This window comes from Gammaproteobacteria bacterium, assembly GCA_027296625.1.
Taxonomy (GTDB): domain Bacteria; phylum Pseudomonadota; class Gammaproteobacteria; order JAKEHO01; family JAKEHO01; genus JAKEHO01.
In genome coordinates, this window is the sequence record JAPUIX010000010.1 from 1 (window position 1) to 18451 (window position 18451).

At 51.8% G+C, this 18451-nt stretch carries 14 protein-coding genes; 5 read left to right on the top strand and 9 right to left on the bottom strand.

Translation table 11 applies throughout. The features are described from left to right. Positions 1–555, top strand: a 555-nt coding sequence (locus O6944_00230; protein MCZ6717579.1) for a hypothetical protein, incomplete at its 5' end; no start/stop codon positions are given. Between the two features lie 279 nt (positions 556–834). Further along, a complete protein-coding gene (locus tag O6944_00235; GenBank protein MCZ6717580.1) occupies positions 835–2100 on the top strand; it encodes a hypothetical protein in 1266 nt (421 codons plus the stop codon). Positions 2101–2383: 283 nt separating this feature from the next. Here the strand turns inward: O6944_00235 and O6944_00240 are convergent, their stop codons facing one another. The 7 genes from O6944_00240 to folD form a co-directional block, all read right to left on the bottom strand. Continuing rightward, entirely contained in the window at positions 2384–3016 is a 633-nt protein-coding gene (locus O6944_00240; GenBank protein ID MCZ6717581.1) for a response regulator transcription factor, read from the bottom strand. Positions 3017–3035: 19 nt separating this feature from the next. Beyond that, complete coding sequence (locus O6944_00245) at positions 3036–5768, bottom strand: PAS domain S-box protein (protein ID MCZ6717582.1); 2733 nt, start codon at positions 5766–5768, stop codon at positions 3036–3038. Positions 5769–6012: 244 nt separating this feature from the next. After that, complete coding sequence (locus O6944_00250) at positions 6013–7971, bottom strand: diguanylate cyclase (GenBank protein MCZ6717583.1); 1959 nt, start codon at positions 7969–7971, stop codon at positions 6013–6015. Positions 7972–8196: 225 nt separating this feature from the next. Continuing rightward, a complete protein-coding gene (locus tag O6944_00255; GenBank protein MCZ6717584.1) occupies positions 8197–8490 on the bottom strand; it encodes an antibiotic biosynthesis monooxygenase in 294 nt (97 codons plus the stop codon). A 331-nt stretch (positions 8491–8821) separates the two neighbouring features. Continuing rightward, positions 8822–11914 carry an AsmA family protein gene (locus O6944_00260; protein ID MCZ6717585.1) on the bottom strand — a complete coding sequence of 1031 codons (3093 nt, stop codon included), beginning with the start codon at positions 11912–11914 and terminating at the stop codon, positions 8822–8824. 674 nt (positions 11915–12588) lie between these two features. Beyond that, positions 12589–12804 (bottom strand): dodecin family protein, encoded by a 216-nt coding sequence (locus O6944_00265; GenBank protein MCZ6717586.1) that lies wholly within the window; start codon positions 12802–12804, stop codon positions 12589–12591. A gap of 28 nt (positions 12805–12832) precedes the next feature. After that, positions 12833–13702: a bifunctional methylenetetrahydrofolate dehydrogenase/methenyltetrahydrofolate cyclohydrolase FolD gene (gene folD, locus O6944_00270; GenBank protein ID MCZ6717587.1), complete on the bottom strand. Its 870-nt coding sequence runs from the start codon at positions 13700–13702 to the stop codon at positions 12833–12835. Positions 13703–14028: 326 nt separating this feature from the next. Here folD and O6944_00275 point away from each other — a divergent pair, with 326 nt between their 5' ends. Both O6944_00275 and O6944_00280 read left to right on the top strand, forming a co-directional pair. Beyond that, a complete protein-coding gene (locus O6944_00275; GenBank protein MCZ6717588.1) occupies positions 14029–14397 on the top strand; it encodes a hypothetical protein in 369 nt (122 codons plus the stop codon). A 15-nt stretch (positions 14398–14412) separates the two neighbouring features. After that, complete coding sequence (locus tag O6944_00280; GenBank protein ID MCZ6717589.1) at positions 14413–14655, top strand: hypothetical protein; 243 nt, start codon at positions 14413–14415, stop codon at positions 14653–14655. Positions 14656–14728: 73 nt separating this feature from the next. Here O6944_00280 and O6944_00285 read toward each other — a convergent pair whose 3' ends face one another. Beyond that, positions 14729–15088 (bottom strand): hypothetical protein, encoded by a 360-nt coding sequence (locus O6944_00285; protein MCZ6717590.1) that lies wholly within the window; start codon positions 15086–15088, stop codon positions 14729–14731. Between the two features lie 122 nt (positions 15089–15210). On the opposite strand from O6944_00285, the gene O6944_00290 reads away from it, so the two are divergent. Then, entirely contained in the window at positions 15211–15711 is a 501-nt protein-coding gene (locus O6944_00290; GenBank protein MCZ6717591.1) for a DUF992 domain-containing protein, read from the top strand. A 1027-nt stretch (positions 15712–16738) separates the two neighbouring features. Here the strand turns inward: O6944_00290 and O6944_00295 are convergent. Then, positions 16739–18451 (bottom strand): trehalase family glycosidase (locus O6944_00295; GenBank protein ID MCZ6717592.1); only part of this gene is annotated, 1713 nt, incomplete at its 5' end.

The following is an 18451-nucleotide window of genomic DNA, read 5'->3' on the forward strand; positions in this document are numbered from 1 at the left end:
CCAGCAGACTGGCCTGGGAGGCAACTAACGGTAGGATTGCCTGCATCACGCCCGGACCCAGCGGGTCCCATAGCCAACGAGGGCGTCCGAATGTTGGCGCGAACCGCCAAGATTCAAAGACTTAGGCGTGCAAACCGGTTCTTGCGCCGTGCGAGTCGCTGCGCCCACAGGAAACAGTGCTCACCGGACCTCGACAGAGCGGATAAGGGGCTTGGCCCCTTGGCGGGCATTTCCTGCTGGGTCCTCCTTGGGATAATGAGCCTTCAGGCCCACGCGGAGCGAAGTAGCGCGCAGGGCGGCACCGAGGGGCTGAGGGCATCCGTGCATGTGGACTTTCGGATCACCATCCCGCAACGCCTGGAAGTGCTGGCGGGCCCAGGCGAGGAGGACGCTGCCCCCCGGTTTCTAACCAATGCGGGGCCACTGAGCGTGACAGCAGGCACCTCAACGACCTATGTGGGCACCACCCAGGCCGATGCCCACACCCTAGGCGGCCCGGGGGTACTCACGCCCACCGGCGCTTCAATGAGCCGCTACACGGTGGCAAGTCCCTAACCCCATCCTTCTCTGGCCGGCCAGTGGGCCTTTAACTTCACGGCGCACTTAGGCCTCAACTGGCAGCACTGGCTGGTGCGCCCCAGGCCCCGTTATGCGAGCCCCCGGTCAAATCATTGCCCATTGTGGCCCCATGGCGCCATTTTGCAGTAGCCCAACGACAACGGTAAGATACTTCGGGCAGGGGGCGTAATCAGAATTAACGTTGCCGGCATAACCCAAACGGCAGAGACATGAGCCGCACAACTTGCGGGGTCCCCTGTAAACCCCGGCAAAAAAATGCGTACCAAAGCGCGTGATCTCAACGGCTTGCTGCCGTCTTCTACCGATGCGTCCGCCTCGTTTGGACAACTCAACGAGCACGCGCGGGAAAATTTAAAGCATCTCGATGATGGCTTATTCAGGCACTGGTGCCTCGGCAGAAACATCATCTTAAATTGGTGCCCAAGCGCATCGGGCATCGACGTGCTCGTGGTGCCCCATTATCTGATCGCGACCTTTGCAACGACTCACCCATCGATTCCCGAACAAGAAGCGCCATTGCACCCTAAGGCGCCTCCCGCAGGTGGCTCCGCAGAGAATTTCGTTCGAAACCTGATAACAGGGACGCGGCAGGCAAGTAGCGAGACGCTCGCCCACATAGCAGAGCTATTTGAAATTAAACCAACCCATATCAAACTCCCATTCCCTCTCAACGAAGGGGTCCTCGATGTGGATCTCATCGATGAGGTTATCAGGCGTTATAGCTTCAGCTTCGTAGAGAACCGTGCCGTTGCCTTGTTTGATATTCCGGAGTTCACTCTATATGAAGCGTTCGATCAAATGACCCAGTTAAATAGTCTCGCCTACTCTGCCAATTCCGCACACAGCAAACTGCTGAATAAAAAAATCACCATGGATTTTACCCGTTCGACCACTGGTGATGGATTCTATATATGGAATCGGGATAGCAGCATCCAGGGAAACATGAACCTGTATCACTTTATGCACCTGATTCTCGCTGATAACGCGATTGCAAGAAGCAAAGCGAAGGGAAACACAACACCCGTATTAAAGACGGCTTTTCATATCGCGAGCGACTACGAGTTTTACCAAGCAGAAGGGCTACACCCGACGATGTATAACTACATTGTCGGTGACGTGACGATAGAACTTGCGCGCATGGTCGAATACGCGTTGCCGGGTCAAATCTTGGTCGGAGATTTTCAGACCACGATTCCGGAATCAGATGCGCCAGAGGCGAATCTAATAACTATCAACACCATAAGCTTCATTGACAAACTGCAAGAAAGTCTAACGAAACTTCGCGGGATTGAATTGTCGGGGGAGAAGATCGAATCAATCAAATGTTATCTAACTGGCGAACGCGGTCGAAATGGAGAATTTAAGATCAGCAAGTATAAAATAACGGATAAGCATGGCATGACGAGAAATGTCTATAACGCGAAGATTAATATCTATCGCAGAGGTGGCGAGCCTATCTTTCTGGGGATACAAGAAAAAGACGTAGCGCGCTCTCGCATTGCTAAGAGCGCCCAAAGTTAGGCCCATTCCAAGGCACGATCGTTTTTAGAGGCGCCAATGCGGCGTTCTTGCCACTGAGGCCCACTAATCTTAAATTAAGAGTAGTTCAAGCAAACGCCCCTAGATACCTCAAAAACCAAGAAATTCATCGGGCAGCCCGCTAGGGCGAGTGGGGCAAGGCTAGCGTTTTGGTCATCCCCCGCGACGGCCATCGCGAGCATTAACAGTTCGCTTACTGGTCGAATTTTGACCAGCAGGTCCAGGCAGGGAGAGGGCAATTCACACGGACGTTAAGAACACCCTATTAATCGACTAACCCGTTCTGTACGGCGTAACGGATGAGTTCGGTATTGTTCTTAAGTTTCATCTTCTGAAGAAGGCGTGTCCGGTACGTGCTGACGGTCTTGGGACTCAAACTGAGCTCGGAAGCGATCTCATTTACGCTCTTTCCTGATCCAAGCATGCAAAATACCTGATGCTCACGGTCGGACAACGTCTCATGTGGCGGTTTTAACGCATCAGGCCCCAATTCGGACGCAAGTTGCTCCGCAAGAGACGGGGTCACGTACTTTCCCCCTCCGTACACCCGTCGGATCGCATTGGCTAACTCTTCAGGGGAATGATCTTTAGTCAGGTATCCGGCGGCACCGGCCCTGAGCGCACGCACTGCGTAGTGATCCTCCGGGTGCACGCTCAAGACCAATATACGTAGCTCGGGGGCCTCCACCCTCAGGCGGCGCATAACATCCAGAAAACCGGGCCCCGGCATAGAAACATCGAGTAAAAGCACGTCAACTTCAGTCGATTGACTCTTTGTGAGCGCCTCATCACCATTGACTGCTTCGCTAACAACACGCATGTCACGGCATTCCGCAACGATGCGCTTCAGCCCCTCACGCACGATCGGGTGATCATCAGCTATAAGAAGACGAATCATAGTACCTCCACTAATCACATTATGGCGTAAACGGCATCCGAAGCGAGACCAAGGTGCCACCTTCCGGCAGCTGTCGGATCTGGACCTCACCGCCCAACGCTTCTGCCCTTTCACGCATACCAATCAATCCAAGCGACCCGGAACCCGATATCGCATCCTCGGTAATTCCACTACCATTGTCGCGAACCTCCAAAACCACTTGGCCGTTTATTGGCGAAAGCTTGACTTCTACGCGACTCGCATCCGCATGGCGTGCAACATTCGTCAGCGATTCTTGCAGAATGCGAAAGATCGCAGTCTCCCGATCGGCATGAAATCCGCATGCTTTATCATCGATGCGTAGATCGCACTTGCATCCTGTTCGTGCCGCAAATTCTTCTACCTGCCACTCGATGGCCGCCTCTAATCCAAGATCATCAAGCATCGGCGGCCTCAGGCGCGCTGAGAGTTGCCGCGTGGATTGAAGCGTTGTGTCCACTATTGATATCATTGCCCGGACACGTTCAGGTAGTGTTTTCCAGCTTTTTGGCAACCTATTCATCATCCACGATAAATCGATTTTCAAACCCGTCAGAACCTGCCCGAGTTCATCGTGAATCTCACGAGCAATCAATGTCCTCTCCTCTTCGCGTACTGCGTGTAATCGTGCCGCCAGATTACGCAGGCGCTGATGTGATTCTCGTATATGTACTTCTGCTCGTTTACGTTCTGTAATATTCTCACATACTACAAGAATGATGACTCTTTGATCAGGCAATTCAATTGCGCGCGCGCTTTCGCGAACCCAAATCTCATCACTATCCTTGCGGATCATACGGATTTCCCATTGATGTACTTTATTTGGCTGCGCTAAACACGCTTCAAGATGCTGCCTCGCCGCTGTCTGATCTTCCTGATGGCATACCATAAATATGGGGCGCTTAAGCAACTCATCAACGGCATATCCGAGCTCTTCCGCGCCAAATCGGTTAACAGAAAGGACCACCCCTTCGGGATCCACAGTGAAGTACATCGACGGATTATCATTGTAAAGCGCTCTGTAACGCTCTTCGCTGACGCGCAGGGCCTGATCGGCCCATTTTCGCTGCGTGATATCGCGATCAATACTGATAAACCCGCGCGGCTTGCCATTTTCATCCTGCACCAGAGAAATGACCGTATCAGCCATAAACATAGAACCGTCTTTACGCCGTTGCTCGCATTGTCCACTCCACGATCCAGTTTTATAAATAGTCTCCTTTCGCTGGCGGACGTCGCCATCACCATAAGATTCAAGTATCGAAGTGATTGGTTTGCCCATGACCTCTTCCTCTTGATAGTCATACAAGGCTTCTGCGCCCTTGCCCCAGTAGATGATCCGGTCCTCGAGATTTGTAGCGACTACTGATTCCCGAGCACTGTCCAACAAGTGCGCTTGAAATCGCAATTGTTCATCAGCTTTCTTCCGCTCGGTGATGTCCTGCATCATACCCACTATATGACCATCATCCCCATCTGGCCGCTTTATGATACGCAAGAAGTCATAAACCCATTTGTAGGAGCCGTCCGCTATTTGCCACCGATATTCATGCTCGAACCAGCCTTTCTCTGGCAATTTGGCTAACCCGGACAAGACCCGAGGCGCGTCGTCTGGATGAATATGATCAGCCCAGAACGATGGGTTAGATGCAAAGTCCTCTGGTGTATAGCCAGTCAGCGCTGCAACATTGTTACTAACATACGTGGCACCGATCCCTTCCTCTGGCTTTGACGTGTAGCAAATGACCGGTAAGGACTGGAGAATAATTGATAACTGATCGGTGATTTGTCGTAACTCATGATCGGCCTGTTTGCGTTGATTGATTTCTGTTGCTAACTCCCGATTAGCCCGCACAATTTCCCGCGCACGTCGCCACGCGGTTTGAGAAAAATGAAGGGTAAGCATCAGCAAGAATGCCATCAGGAAACCCATAGCCAAGGCGATTGCGGGAAGAGGTGATTGCAATTTGGCAAGTAATTCCGGAGTCGGCCAGATCCTTGCACGCCAAACCACATTCTGAATCTGAATTTCTGTATCTTGGCCCCACTCTTGTTCATGGGCTCTACCGGAGCCGTAGCGGCCGTATAATTCTTCATTTCCATCAAACACCGCAATTGAGTAACCGAGCATCATGTTCTTCTGCGCAACTGCATCAAACAGCTCATTGACGCGAAAACGACCCCCTATGAATCCCGCGAATCGATCCCCAACGAACACCGGCACATAAATCAAAAACTCTTTACCGCCCTCGGCCAATTCGATAGGTCGCGTAAATGTAGAGACACGCCGATTCCTGGCCATCTCCAGAGCAACCCGGTGACGCTCATTGGATGCGAGGCTGAGTCCGATTGCGGGCTCAATTCCCTCGGTTGGGACAATCCATCGCACATTGAACTCTGGATCGATCCATAAGACAGCTTCGTAACCAGGTTGATGAGCGATATAGAGGGCAGCATCGGCTTTTAACTTTTCTTCAAATGTGCCTGCTCCTACTGCCCAGCGCTCTCCCATACGTACCAAATCTAGAATACGGGGTTCAATGAGCGCTTTGATTTCCGTGCTCAGATTGCCGGTTTGTGCCGCGATTGTCCGGCCAATTTGCGCGCGCTCCTCTACATTGAGCGCATACCAAAGGGCAACAGACAGTGCGACCACGGCAATACCGACAACCATTACCAGGCGTCGCGGTTTCGCAGTTTCCGAAAAATAGTTTCGAATTGAGGATTCTTTCATCTGTCACACGAGCATAGATGTTCTATTGAGACGACAATCTGAAATTGAACACAGATTGACGCCAAAGCGCTGAATGACAAACCGTTAAAAACGTAGTCCAATACAAGTATAGACAGGCTGTGGCTATGAAATTTGGTTCATGCTCGATAACTAGATGAAGTTATAAATGAACCCCGGTTCCTGAGCGTGAAAAAACCAGCTTCGACGCAACACGCAATACAGAAACAGCGTGCAGGAATCTAATTCATCCTTTTTTTAACGAGGTGACCTTAGCATTCGAAACAGGTTTATCAGCACGGACCAATCCTGCGACTACGACCCGATCCCGTCCTTCAGCTTTGGCTTGGTAAAGTGCTTTGTCAGCGGCCTGCAAAACGCTTTTTGGGGTTGTACCATGTTTTGGAAAGATTGCAGCACCTACTGAAACCGTGATGGTTCCCAAGGATTGGCCCTTGTGATCAATCTTTATGATCTTTGCTGATTTTCGAAACTGCTCCGCGCGCCGGCTCAAGACATCCAATGGCACGTCCGGCATGATAACCACAAATTCTTCGCCTCCGTATCGGCAGGCAATATCCTCCCCGCGAGTATTTTTCTGCAGTATCGCACCTATAGACTGTAAAACAATATCACCCGCCTCGTGCCCGAAGGTATCGTTATATCGCTTAAAGTGATCCACATCGATCATGAGTATTCCTAGCTGCGTACCGTGACGTTTGACTCGGCATCCTTCTCGTTCCAATGATTCTTCCATATATCGCCGATTGAAAAGATTGGTAAGTGGATCATGCGCTGACTGAAAATGTAGGCTTTCTCGAAGCTTAATACTCGCAAGCGCAAGGACTAAATGCTCTGCCACAGTGACGGCCAAGCGCTGCATCGATTCCAGCAGATGTTTATTCTCTTTCTCGGCCTCAGAGGATTCTTTCTGCGCTGCCTGCACGTGTAACATGCCCATGATTTCGCCATGCGCGATCATCGGAACGCACAGATAGCCCGCCGAGGGACGCTGTGACACATGAGCGCAATTTAATCCACTAGCAGGGTCGTCCACCAAATGCGGCTTCCCTTGCTTGAGTGCGCAACAATCGTTTTGAGTGAATACCTGTTCACTATTCAATGACTCACCCCAGTCCACGACTGCCTCTAATACCGATCGCTTTTCATTGAACAAACATAAGGCCCCTGAAGCGTCAGGGAAAAGCTGTTTAGCATACTGGGCAACGACGGGGTGTGTCTCCTTCACGGTCTGACACACATGGAAATGGTCCGTCATTTCGCTAAGCAGTGCCATTTCACGATTGTGCTGTTCAAGTTCCTCATGAGTCTTCCTCAGCTCATCCTCTGCACGCTTACGTTCTATCACCCGCCCAAGTTGCGTTCCAACATGCGCCATGGCTTCGAGTAGGGGTTTGTCGGGTTCGGCGGCCTCCCGAGAGAAAAATTCGAGGACGGCCTTCACCTCTTTCCCAACCAAGACCGGAAAAGCGAACCCGGCTTTGACACCGATGTGTTGTGCGAGTTTAGTTCGGGGAAAATCCGGATCTGTAGTAACGTCGATAACCCATGCCGGCTCTCCACTGTTCAAAACTCGACCTGCCAACCCAACACCGGGGGCGGATCGCGTCATTTCTGCCACCCAACGAAAGGTTTCAAACTCCTTTGGGCGATCAAGGTGCCATAGTTTTGTAGGTACTAGGTCACCGCTGCCGTCATCCGCGAGTACGCAGGCGTGCCCAACGGGCCATTGTGTCAAGGCGCATACCTCGTCAAGACAAACCTGCATCGCCTTATCTACATCGGATGCCTCGTTGGCGGCAGAGGCAATGCGCTGCAATACGCCGAAATACTTAAATTGCTCGCGGAGTGCCCTCTCTGACTGCTTGCGTTTAGTAATGTCCTGTCCATAGATGTGCAGAGTTCTATCATTCGGTACCGGAGAATACGACCAAGCAATAATATGGCCCTCTAATGCTACCTCGACCGTGCATGAACCTTTCTTTTTTAGACAAGTCTGCACGACTTCACGATGTTTCTTTGGCAGCATGTCTTGCACAGTATCAAGGCCTAAGCGCTTGATCATCCGGTCCGTTGCTGGATTCATATACATAACCGCACCATCCGGATCGCAAGCCAAGACGGGATTTGGATTGGCCTTTGGAAAGACGGCCAGTTGCCGATCATTCTGAAGCTGTTTCGCCATCGATTCGTAGACTATCCCGGTAATCGCTACATATTAACGAACAGACTGTATGTCATTGTATGTGGCCTCTCGTCAACCTTCCGGACACACAAGGCACATTAATCTTGTTTTCCTTTGAGAACCGCTCGCCAACGAGCGGTCGATTAGCATTCGACCCATCAGCAGTAATAGTAGTAAAAAAACAACGTCGGGTTAACTTACCATTCAAAAATGCGCAACGGCTGCTCAAGCCTGAAGAATTACCTCATAGTGCTCCCGGTGTGGCGCCCCATCAATCATATCCACGAACTTGTCGACTTGTGCTTGATAATAGCCGCTCGCTTCATTCGCCTTCATATCCGCCTCGGATTCCCACAGGGTGATTGACATCGATTTATCTCTGGCTGGCGTCACTAAAACAAGTAACCCCTTGAAGCCGGCCTGCCCTCTCACAGCGGGAAGAACTGAATCTTGCCAGATGGTATTCGTTTCGTCTGATTTTTCGGGTTTCATTGGTACGTTAACGACTCGTGCGTACATGCTGCTCTCCTCACGTCTTGATACTTGATACCCAGCACTGGCCCCGCGCCGGCAACCTTAAAGTCCTGGAGCCTGCGTTCAGAGCCGAAGAGATACCCTATCTTGAGGGTGTCCGATTAAGCAATTTGGCAGCGCCCCGCATTGGATGACAGAGATCCTTCGGGACTGATGGATGAGTCCGCGGTCACGGCAAAGTCGTGAGAGATCAAAAATATGAAACACACGCCTGTCGCCAAGTCGTCTCACCTAGTTGCCCTAAGCGATTGGCTTGATCCCTGATGCGGTGCTGTTTTGACTCCCCCCAACCTCATGTCCCTTGAGCTGCTTGGCGCTAAAAGGGCGCTTGTTGAGTTCGCTTATTTGCCTTTTGGGTGTGCAGGTTGGTTCCATTCCTATTTGCGGCGCTCGCGACCTTGTCCGATTTTGCTTTCTGCGCCGTCACACAGGGGCTTTTGTCTACGGTAACGTGTCTAAACAGGCCTTCGGCCAAGAGGGACAGCCCACTCGTAAACACGGCAGCGCCAATGGACGCGCCCGTTTTCAAAACCCCCACTGGATCAGGCTCAGGCTTGGGTTCAGCTAAGGTGCCGCCCACCCGGACCAACTGGGCAAGGGTTCCGGCACCTATTCCAAGCCCCTTACGCGCCTTGGGGTGGATTCGAATCTCCAACTCTTCAGTCTTCAAATTAATGACGCCGCTGCCGATCAGATTCATCTTACCAGTCTGAGCAGCGATGCCTTTATCGGTGGTCGCGATGCCGTCCTTTATATAGAAATGCAAAACTCCGCAGCGCAGATCAGTAAAGTCATCCTCTTCTGTGGATGAACTCATCATGCGAATGGTTTCTATCAACAGATCGGCGCCGATCAGGTCCACCTTCGTATTTTTAATTCGTCCCTCGCCCATCACCACTAGCAATTCCCCATTGAGCCCAGCCATGACAGAGCGTACCGAATTACCACGCCCGCTTACATTAATCCTTATGTCAGTCTTACCGCCGGTGAGGAAGTCCTCTTTCTTAACCTGTTCGAGTTGACCGACTTCGATCTGCTTGGCAACGAGATTAGAAGATAATATGGGCGTTTGGCCACTGGCATCCAGTACCATGTCAGCACGAACGGTGCCGCCTGCCAATTCGGCCGTTGCGGGATTTATGCTCAAGCGACCAGCCTCTAGTTTGAGCCCCATAGTCACATTCTCAAGGGTGATTTCAGGCCCAAACTGCATCCATACGCTGTGCAGTACAAGTCCGCGGGTACGGACCCGATTAGCCTTAATCATTACGTCCGCATCAACTACACGAAGTGCGTCCAGAGGCAGCGGTTCGGCTGAGAAGATTCGGGCTTGCTTTTGGGGCTCCTTTTTCGGTAGCAGTTCAGCCAGATCAAGCAGATTCGATGTCAGGCGTCCCGATAGGTTTGGACGCGTACTAGCAAAGGCAACCGTTATTTCGCCGGACAGGTCGCTTTTACCCACCTTGGCGTGAATGTCCTTAATAAGATAAGCTCCGCTGACGTCGACCAATTCAGCTTTGAATTCGACGGGCGCAATTGCCGGCAGTTTGAGCCCCAAAAATTCAGACAGGCTTGCAAGCGTACCTGCTTGCATATCAACAATAAGGTTGACCCCACGCCGTGTCAGGGGTTTGATAATGGATCCCGCGAAGGTCGCATTGGCGTCGCCGGACTTAAGCGCCAACTTCACAGACAGATCACGATTCCGTACAAGATCGCTCAGCTTGCCCAGCGTGCCAGAAACGTCAACGGGTTGGCCGTTGTACGTCGCCCCCAGATCTAACGATATTGGACTATCCACGCCTTTAATGCCGACGGACAAACGTCTGACACCTAATTTCATAGTCCGTCTCGAACCGCGGTTATGGTAGGTCAGTTTCTTATCGTCAATAGAAAACTGGCTCGCACCCACAGTTACGATCCCCGTAATGTCTTTGACTACATAGCCGCCCTTTCCATCGAATACCTTGGCGCTCAGTTGTACTGGACTCCGCGGCTTCATCTTATTGCCGGACTTGCCCTTACGCGCCTTCGCATTTATGGAGACAGTCAGATTGACCCCTCTGGCCTCTAATGGCCGCTTAATTGAGCCCGTGACGCGGACCTTCATGTCGCCGGCCTCGAGCGAGGCCTGGAGGTCGTTGACGACATAGGTTCCGTCGCCATCAACCACGTTAGCGGTTACGTGGACTGGGCCAAGCGGAGGCAGTTTGATCCCCGTCAATTTGGAGAGCCTTGCGAGGCTGTCTCCCCGCAAATCGACAACAAGATTTACGCCCCTACCCTTCAGTGGCTCCCCTATGGAGCCCTTTACGACGCCTTTAATACCAGCGGTTTTCACCGCCAATTTGATAGGCAGGGGTTTATTTTGTAACAAGGTACTCAGCGCCCCGAGCGTACCGGATACCGCCACGTCCGTCCCTTGATATGAAGCGGCTATATCGATAGACACGGGGGTTGTGACGCTGGCTACACCTGCAGACAGTTGTCTTATTCCGAATTTTACGGTCTTGCCAGACCGGCGATCGCGATAGATCAGTTGATCCTTGTCCAGATGGACCTCCATCTTGGCTGTCTTGAGCGTGGCCCAAAGCCTATCGACGCTATAGGCCAGTTTAGATTCTTTGTCCCTCGCCATCGTGGTGTTCAAGGTAAATGCCATATCGTCCGCGGTCGCGGTTATCATGACCGGGAAAGAAGTATGTTCGATAAACGCCTTCAGCGTGCCAAATGAGCCGGATAGATAGATCGGTTTGCTATCGTAGATGGCAACTAAGTTCAGCGAGATGGGACTATCGATGTTGTGGGTACGCAGTGACATATCTTTGATTGTAAAATCTTTGCTTTGCCCTGAAACGCCGTCACGGTACGTAATATGCGCCCGTTCAACACGGACTTCGGGAATGTCGAGCGCCCATACGTCACGGTTCGCGCTCCCCTGGGAGAGCTGATTCACGTCCTTGATATCTAACTTCCAATTACCTCGACGCTTATTATCGGTTTCCAATAAGATGTCAGGCTCGACCAGCACCAGGCGCTTTACCTGCACCTTGCCGATGATGAGAGGAAGTAGTGCTATCTCGGCTTCAAGGCGCGCCACCTTGACCATGTCAAACCGACTACCCCAGCGGGCGTTGGCAAAATTGACGCCTGTCACGACCACCACGGGACCGGGCGAGAAGGCAAGGTCCAAATCCCCCTCTATGCGCAGTTGACGCCCGGTCACTTCTTTGACCCGGGCAGTCACTAAGCCTTTATACTGGTTGAAATCATACAGGTGTAGGGCTGCAACAAGCGCAACAACCGATACCACAATGAGCCCAAGACCCACCCGCAGGGCCTTACCAGGGCGTAATCGCCTACGGCGCCTTGGCACAGCGGCAGGGGAATGTTCGCGTGAATTTCCCACGATTCGACAAACCCAGACGAGACAACAGCGCTATAACGCAGCCAAATAGCGAATCTGGCCCCGTTACCGGGTTTCCACCTCCTTAGCATGCTTTATATTCTGCGCAACCTAAAATATAGCCGCCCCTAGATCCCAAATTTGTGCGGAAAATCACAACCTTAAGCCATCGACTGTGACCGGTGTCGCAGAATCCGCAATCACGATCCCAAAGGTCTTCGCCAAGCCTTGCCAGGTCTCGCCGACGGCATCGCAATTAGCACTAAAAAAAACTTAAATTACAATTTCTTAAATTCTATTCTTTATGTTGAATATACAGGTAGCATCGCCGGCGCCGACGGACCGATCGAGTCACCTCTAGCCTGAAGCATGCCAACCTTCCCAACCCTAAGGCACGGCGGGCCATAACAGGCGCTAGCAGGCCACTGGAGGGTCGTGGACAATAACAGCCTGATAGGCGGATTAAACGCAGAATAAGTCGAGATAGTCATTGTAATTTACTGAATAATATCAAATACACTTTTCAGATCTCAAAAGAACCGTGGGGCATCGTGGCGCCCATCGCAGATGGCGGTGGCGCCAGCGAAACGGAGCTACGGAGAAAAACCCGTCAGGGCGTCGATGGTCTCGGCACCGGCGCCACGATGATAGCCCGGCCAGTCAAAGGAGCAGCCAGCCTAGCGAGGCGGCTCAAATTTGAACGACAGGCGGACCCGCGCCCGGTAGCCAATGACCTTGCCGTTTTCAATCTTGGTATCCAGAGTGACGACCTCCGCGATCCGCAGATCCCTTAAGCTCTTGCTGGCCAGTTCGATGGCATTTTTTGCCGCGTCTTCCCACGATGTACTACTGGTTCCCACAAGCTCAATGATCTTATAAACGCTATCAGTCATGTTTCCCCTCCATTCGTTAAGTCACTGATTAAGCTGCAGTCGCCCGTTTTTCAGCCGCTCTTTCTGCCGCTTGCACCGTGTTCGCGACCAGCATGGTGATGGTCATCGGGCCGACGCCGCCGGGCACCGGCGTAATATGAGCGGCGCGCTTTCTCACCTCGTCAAAGTCGACGTCCCCGACGAGTTTGCCGTCAGGCAATCGATTGATGCCAACGTCAATGACCGTTGCCCCTTCTCTGACCATGGACCCGGTAATCAGTCGTGGTTTACCTACCGCTACCACTAGGATATCCGCAAGCAGCGTGTATTGCGCCAAGTCTCGCGTTTTCGACGTGCAGATGCTCACAGTTGCCCCTTTCTGCAGGAGCATGAGCGCCATGGGTTTGCCAACGGTGTTACTCCTGCCCACGACGACTGCGTTCTGTCCTTCTATGGGAATATCCATGTGCTCTAAGAGGCACTGCACCCCGTAAGGTGTGCACGGGGGAAAGACTGTACCCCCTGCTATAAGCGCCCCCAAGTTGTATAGGTGAAACCCGTCCACATCCTTTTCGCTGGAAATGGTCTCCTGAACTCTGGCGCTATCAATATGCGGTGGAAGCGGTAGCTGAACCAGTATTCCGTGTATATCCGGATTGCCGTTGAGCTCCGAGATGCACTTGAGCACTATTTCTTCGGTCGTATCGCTTGGAAACTCGTGGACCTCGGAATGCAGGCCCACCTCACTACACACCTTTATCTTATTGCGAATATATAGCTTGGACGCAGGATTATCGCCCACAATAATCACAGCCAGTCCTGGTAAGACGCCCTGCGCCTTGAGGCGATTTGCGCGTTCCTTCCACTTTGCGCGAACCGCCTTGGCGATCGCAACACCGTCGATAATCTTCGCTGTCATCCGGCGTACCTGTCGTTATGTTAAATCTACGCGCCCTTGCTCTCTGCCCCAAGCTAGCATATCCGCCGATAGCTAGCCAACTCAACCCAAATGCCCTCTACAGGCACAGGGGCGGAGTTCTCCTAGTTCCAAATATCTCGATTAGGAGGGCCTACAACTTCCTCGAACGACACACTATCAAAAATGTGAAAATCATCACGATCGTCTCTCGGCTTCTGTGAACTGCATCACACAGCACCCAATGCAGCCTGCCTATGATCTAGTTATTGGGGAACGGCAATTTTGTACGCCATAACCAGATACTTTATGAGCTTGGGGAGATGACCATGAAGAGATTTCAGCATTTTGGCTTAATTGGCGTGTTAATGGTTGGATTGCTGTGCGGTACAGCTGCCTACGCCGATTCGAGGGTGATTCAGATTGCCAACGGCCAGGCAATCAAGCCGCTCGTCGGAGGGTACGTCAGCGCTATGATGAACCCCGGTCACCGCGTATTCCCACCCCTTCTCATTATCGGACTTGGGATTGCCATAGCAGGATTAGGCATGGTTGCCCTTGGTGCGTTGGAAAAACCCAACCGTGGGCCCTACCGTTTGCCCAAACCGCTGCTCGATTTTCAGGAGCGGGGAAAGCACGCACGTCGGGCCGTCAACAAAACGAAGCGACCGACATCAAGCTTTCCGATTACGTCGTAACTTCATCAGAGCATTATGCACAAAGAAGACAACCATGACGTTGTGAGACCGTTTGCTGGCGAATGCCTGCTCGAGCCACAGGTTCAGCTGCATACTCGCCTTAGCGAAGGCATTGAAAGTCAGGCACAAAATTCTGATTCGCTGGTACTCATCGAATTCGCCATCAAGCAATTGGATGCGAGCGATCCACCGGAGAGCACGCCCACGGCCCCACCACGTAACCCAAAAAAGAAAACGCCGGTTAAATACTGGCTGTAAGGCCTATCTCTACAACATCCAACGTCTTAGCGTGCCAGCCCGGCACCTTGTCAGTTATTTCCTGAAGAGCCCTCTACCCTGGCGCATGGCGTTGGCGAGATGGATATAGCTCAATCAAAAGCATTTGCAGTGCACTATTGAGCGTCGATGAAGGATGTTCCCCGCAATAGCCATCTAACCACACCATTGCGTCATCAAATAAGGTATTGCCCAAAAGATCGTACGTATCGTCTAAGGAGAAATTCAGCGCAGAAAGATATCCTTTGACGAACGTCACAACCTGCACATCGTCCTCAGAGGCGCGGTACTCTAAAAAGCTGTTACAAGGCATCGTTGCGTAGGTCTGATATCTGCTGTTTTCGTCAATTGCGTGGGCGCTTACACCGAATACGAGACTAAAGATAATCCCGTATAACAGTTGAGCCTGCTTCATTATCGTTACCCCCTTGGAACTCAGTTTTTGAGCTGGATTCGAGCTGCTTGTAACAGATCCTATCCAAGAGTACACTCTCGCCGCCAATTCTAAGTCCGTACTAAAATTCGTGGGAGAAGGAAATGAAACGACATAATATATCGAATTTTCCGCCTATGATCGCTGCGATGATGCTGGCGTTTGCAAGCAGCCAAGCCCCAGCCGCAGAAGAGGCCGGATTTAATGCCGGTATCGTCACCTGTAAAACGATCCCTGGCACAACAGTGAATCTGCTTATCCATTCAAGTACACAGTTGAATTGCACCTTCGAGCGGGCAGAGGGCGGTACGGAAAATTACGCGGGCGAGAGCGGTATCGGGCTTGGTCTTGCGCTCTCATGGAACAAGATCTCCACCATGCGCTATACGGTACTGACGGCTACAAACGACAAGCTGGGACCGGGTGCACTGGGCGGTAAGTATGTCGGTGGGCAGGCCTCCGTTGCATTTGCGGTCGGTCTTGGGGCCGCAGTGCTCGTTGGTGGAGGTGCCGACAATATCGCACTGCAACCCCTTGCTATTGAAACCATTGAAGGCCTGGACGCCTCCGCCGGTATTGGTTATTTGTTCCTTAAGGCAAAGTAAGCTCGATTAGCCGTCATTCCGGCAAACGAACACTGACAAATTTTCGCTTGCGGGGCTCACTCTATCCCGGAACAAAGTACGCGTTCTTAGGGTAGTGAGGCGTAAGGGATCATCCCTTACGCCTCGACGCTTTTGTGTGCACGTATCCCATCAAATCAAAACAACCAGCCTTTAGGGCTTATTCTCTATTCATGGTGCCCGGGGCCGAAGTCGAACCGGCACGGAGAATTCTCCGAGGGATTTTAAGTCTCATTAATCCAATAAGTTACAATCACAGTCAATAAACAACTAAATGAAAATCAGGAGGTTGCCTTTCTACCCTTGTTGATGAATGTTGGCTGTTTTTGGGGATATTTGAAACGAATTGCACCACCAGTCCCCCACACCCCCTTTTACACGCTGCGTCATTGCCACTATCCACCCCCACAGGGTTCGGACGTATTTGTAAACGCTACGCGCGCACGTGCGAGGAAATTGGGCTATGGTAACCAGGTGTCCTAATTGGCATAAGCTGTTCTCTTTCGTTGGACCAATCGGAGAAGTAAGTAAAGAAGAGCACTTAATATAGCTCAAGCGTTATATTCCCGCTGATGATCATATTATGGTTGGGAATATTTTGAACGTAACCGGGCTCTCTGACGATAAAGGAGCAGCTGAACGTAGTGGATGGCGCTTTATTAGCGAAAGAGAATTTGTAAGACGAACAAGATGAAATTTCGAGACGTACTTGCTCTCGGGCGTAAAGAATTAAAGAAGCAACCAGACGAGACGCTCAAAGAGGTTGAGGCCGCTTGGGTTGACTCTTTTTGATATTTAGCTTTCTCGACTTTCCGCGATTTAATCCAGATGGATCGTTAAGCCTGTAGGCTTGTGCAGTAAAAGCGCTCTCTCGCCTTCTCCGCACAAAAGGCGAGAATCACAAGATTATCATTAGCTAGTACGCCAAGAACTGCCAAGGCATTATTATTTCGATAGGTTGCGGTACTCCCTTCAACCAGGAAATGACGGGGTCCCTGAGGGGCGGGCCCTAAGATTGGGTTCGAGATTGGGCCGAAATTGTGAAAGGTGCTTCGGCCACGTCAATAGAGCCTTGACGGTTCTTGATTTCCCAGCGTGACTCAGATCCCTCTTTCCAGAAACGGAGGTGTAGTATCGAATCCCCCACTTTGAAATTTTTCAATTCAATTTCCGGAAGCCAATTAGGCAGAGTCGGATCCACATACAACCGGCCATTAGGTGCGTCTGCCCGTAAACCGAGGATAGCCTGAATCAAATGAAAGATGCACCCTGCCGCCCAGGCCTGAGGGATGTTCGCGCCTTTGTATTGAACGGGAAAAGTCCCCGGCTGGCGGGAAAGACCGGCGTAAAGCTCCGGCAGGCGGTAACTGGCAAAGTAGCTGGCTGCCTCAAAAATGTCGCGGGCCACACGGCTTGCTTCTTCATGGAACCCGTAACGCTTAAAACCCATGGCGATAATGCCGTTATCATGTGGCCAGACAGACCCTAACTGATATTCAAAAGGATTATAGGCCGGATTTTTGCTGCTTAAAGTCCGAATGCCCCAGCCGCTCCACATATCCTCTTGGAAGAAGCGCTTTACAATCTTCCCGGCCCTATCCGGGGAAACGATCCCACTCCAGAGGCAATGACCAGCGTTGGAAGCGATGGTTTTGATTTGGTTCTTCTCCGGATCAAGCCCATAGGCGAGGAAGCCTTCCTCTTCCATCCAGAAGGCCTTCTCAAACCGCTGCTGAAGCTCAAGGGCTTCTTTCCGAAGGCGCGCGGCATTGTCCCGCTCTCGAAGAGCTTCAAACACCTCGGCCATCCGTAGTTTGGCGTCAAAAACATATCCCTGGAGCTCGCAAAGCGCCTTCGGCTGCTTCACCTGGGTGCCGTCCGGGTAAACCACCGCATCTGGCGCGTCTTTCCAACCGACGTTTTCGTAACCCAATGAAGAGCGGGTCTTGTACTCCTGGAAGCCATCGCCGTCCAAATCACCGAATTTGTCGATCCACTCCAAACAGTCGAGAGCTACGTCGCGGTATTCTCGGAGAAGCGCCGGATCACCCGTCCACTTCCAGGCTTCATGAAGCGTAATCAGATAGAGGATGGTGGCATCGGCTGTCCCGTAATAAGGCGTGTGGGGGATTTGCTTAAAGTGAGCGAGTTCTCCGAACCGCATTTCATGAGCGATCTTCCCCGGTTCGGCGTCGTGGTAGTCGTCTTTCTCTTTCGCCTGGTATTCGGCGAGCTTCTTGAGCGCCCCAAGGGCGAAGGGCGCGTGAACCATCATATTTTGAAGGGAGACGATCAAACTGTCCCGGCCGAAGACCGTCACAAACCAAGGCACACCTGCAGCGGGTAGCCAGACATTTTTGCTAAAGTCGAGATCGTGAATTCGGAGTGCGCCCATATCCTCAACAGCCTGTGTGTAGGCCCGATAGACATCTTCATTCGCTGAGGTCACCTGCGTCACCAGGCTGCGCCATTCGCTCTGGAGTCGGTCAAGCTTAGAATCCCCATCTTGAAGAGCATGGCAATCATATACCGGTTCTCGAATCTGCTCTCCTTCGACAAGAATATAGTAGGCGCAGGTATGCCAGCTCTCGCCAGGCTTGAGCGTGATATCAAAGGTGATCCGGCCGTTGGCATAGTGGGCCGGGGAGTTGGAATTAAGTAGCCTGTATATCAGCTCTCGCCTAAAATCTTGATTGTTATAGGAATTGCTCAACGTGGCATT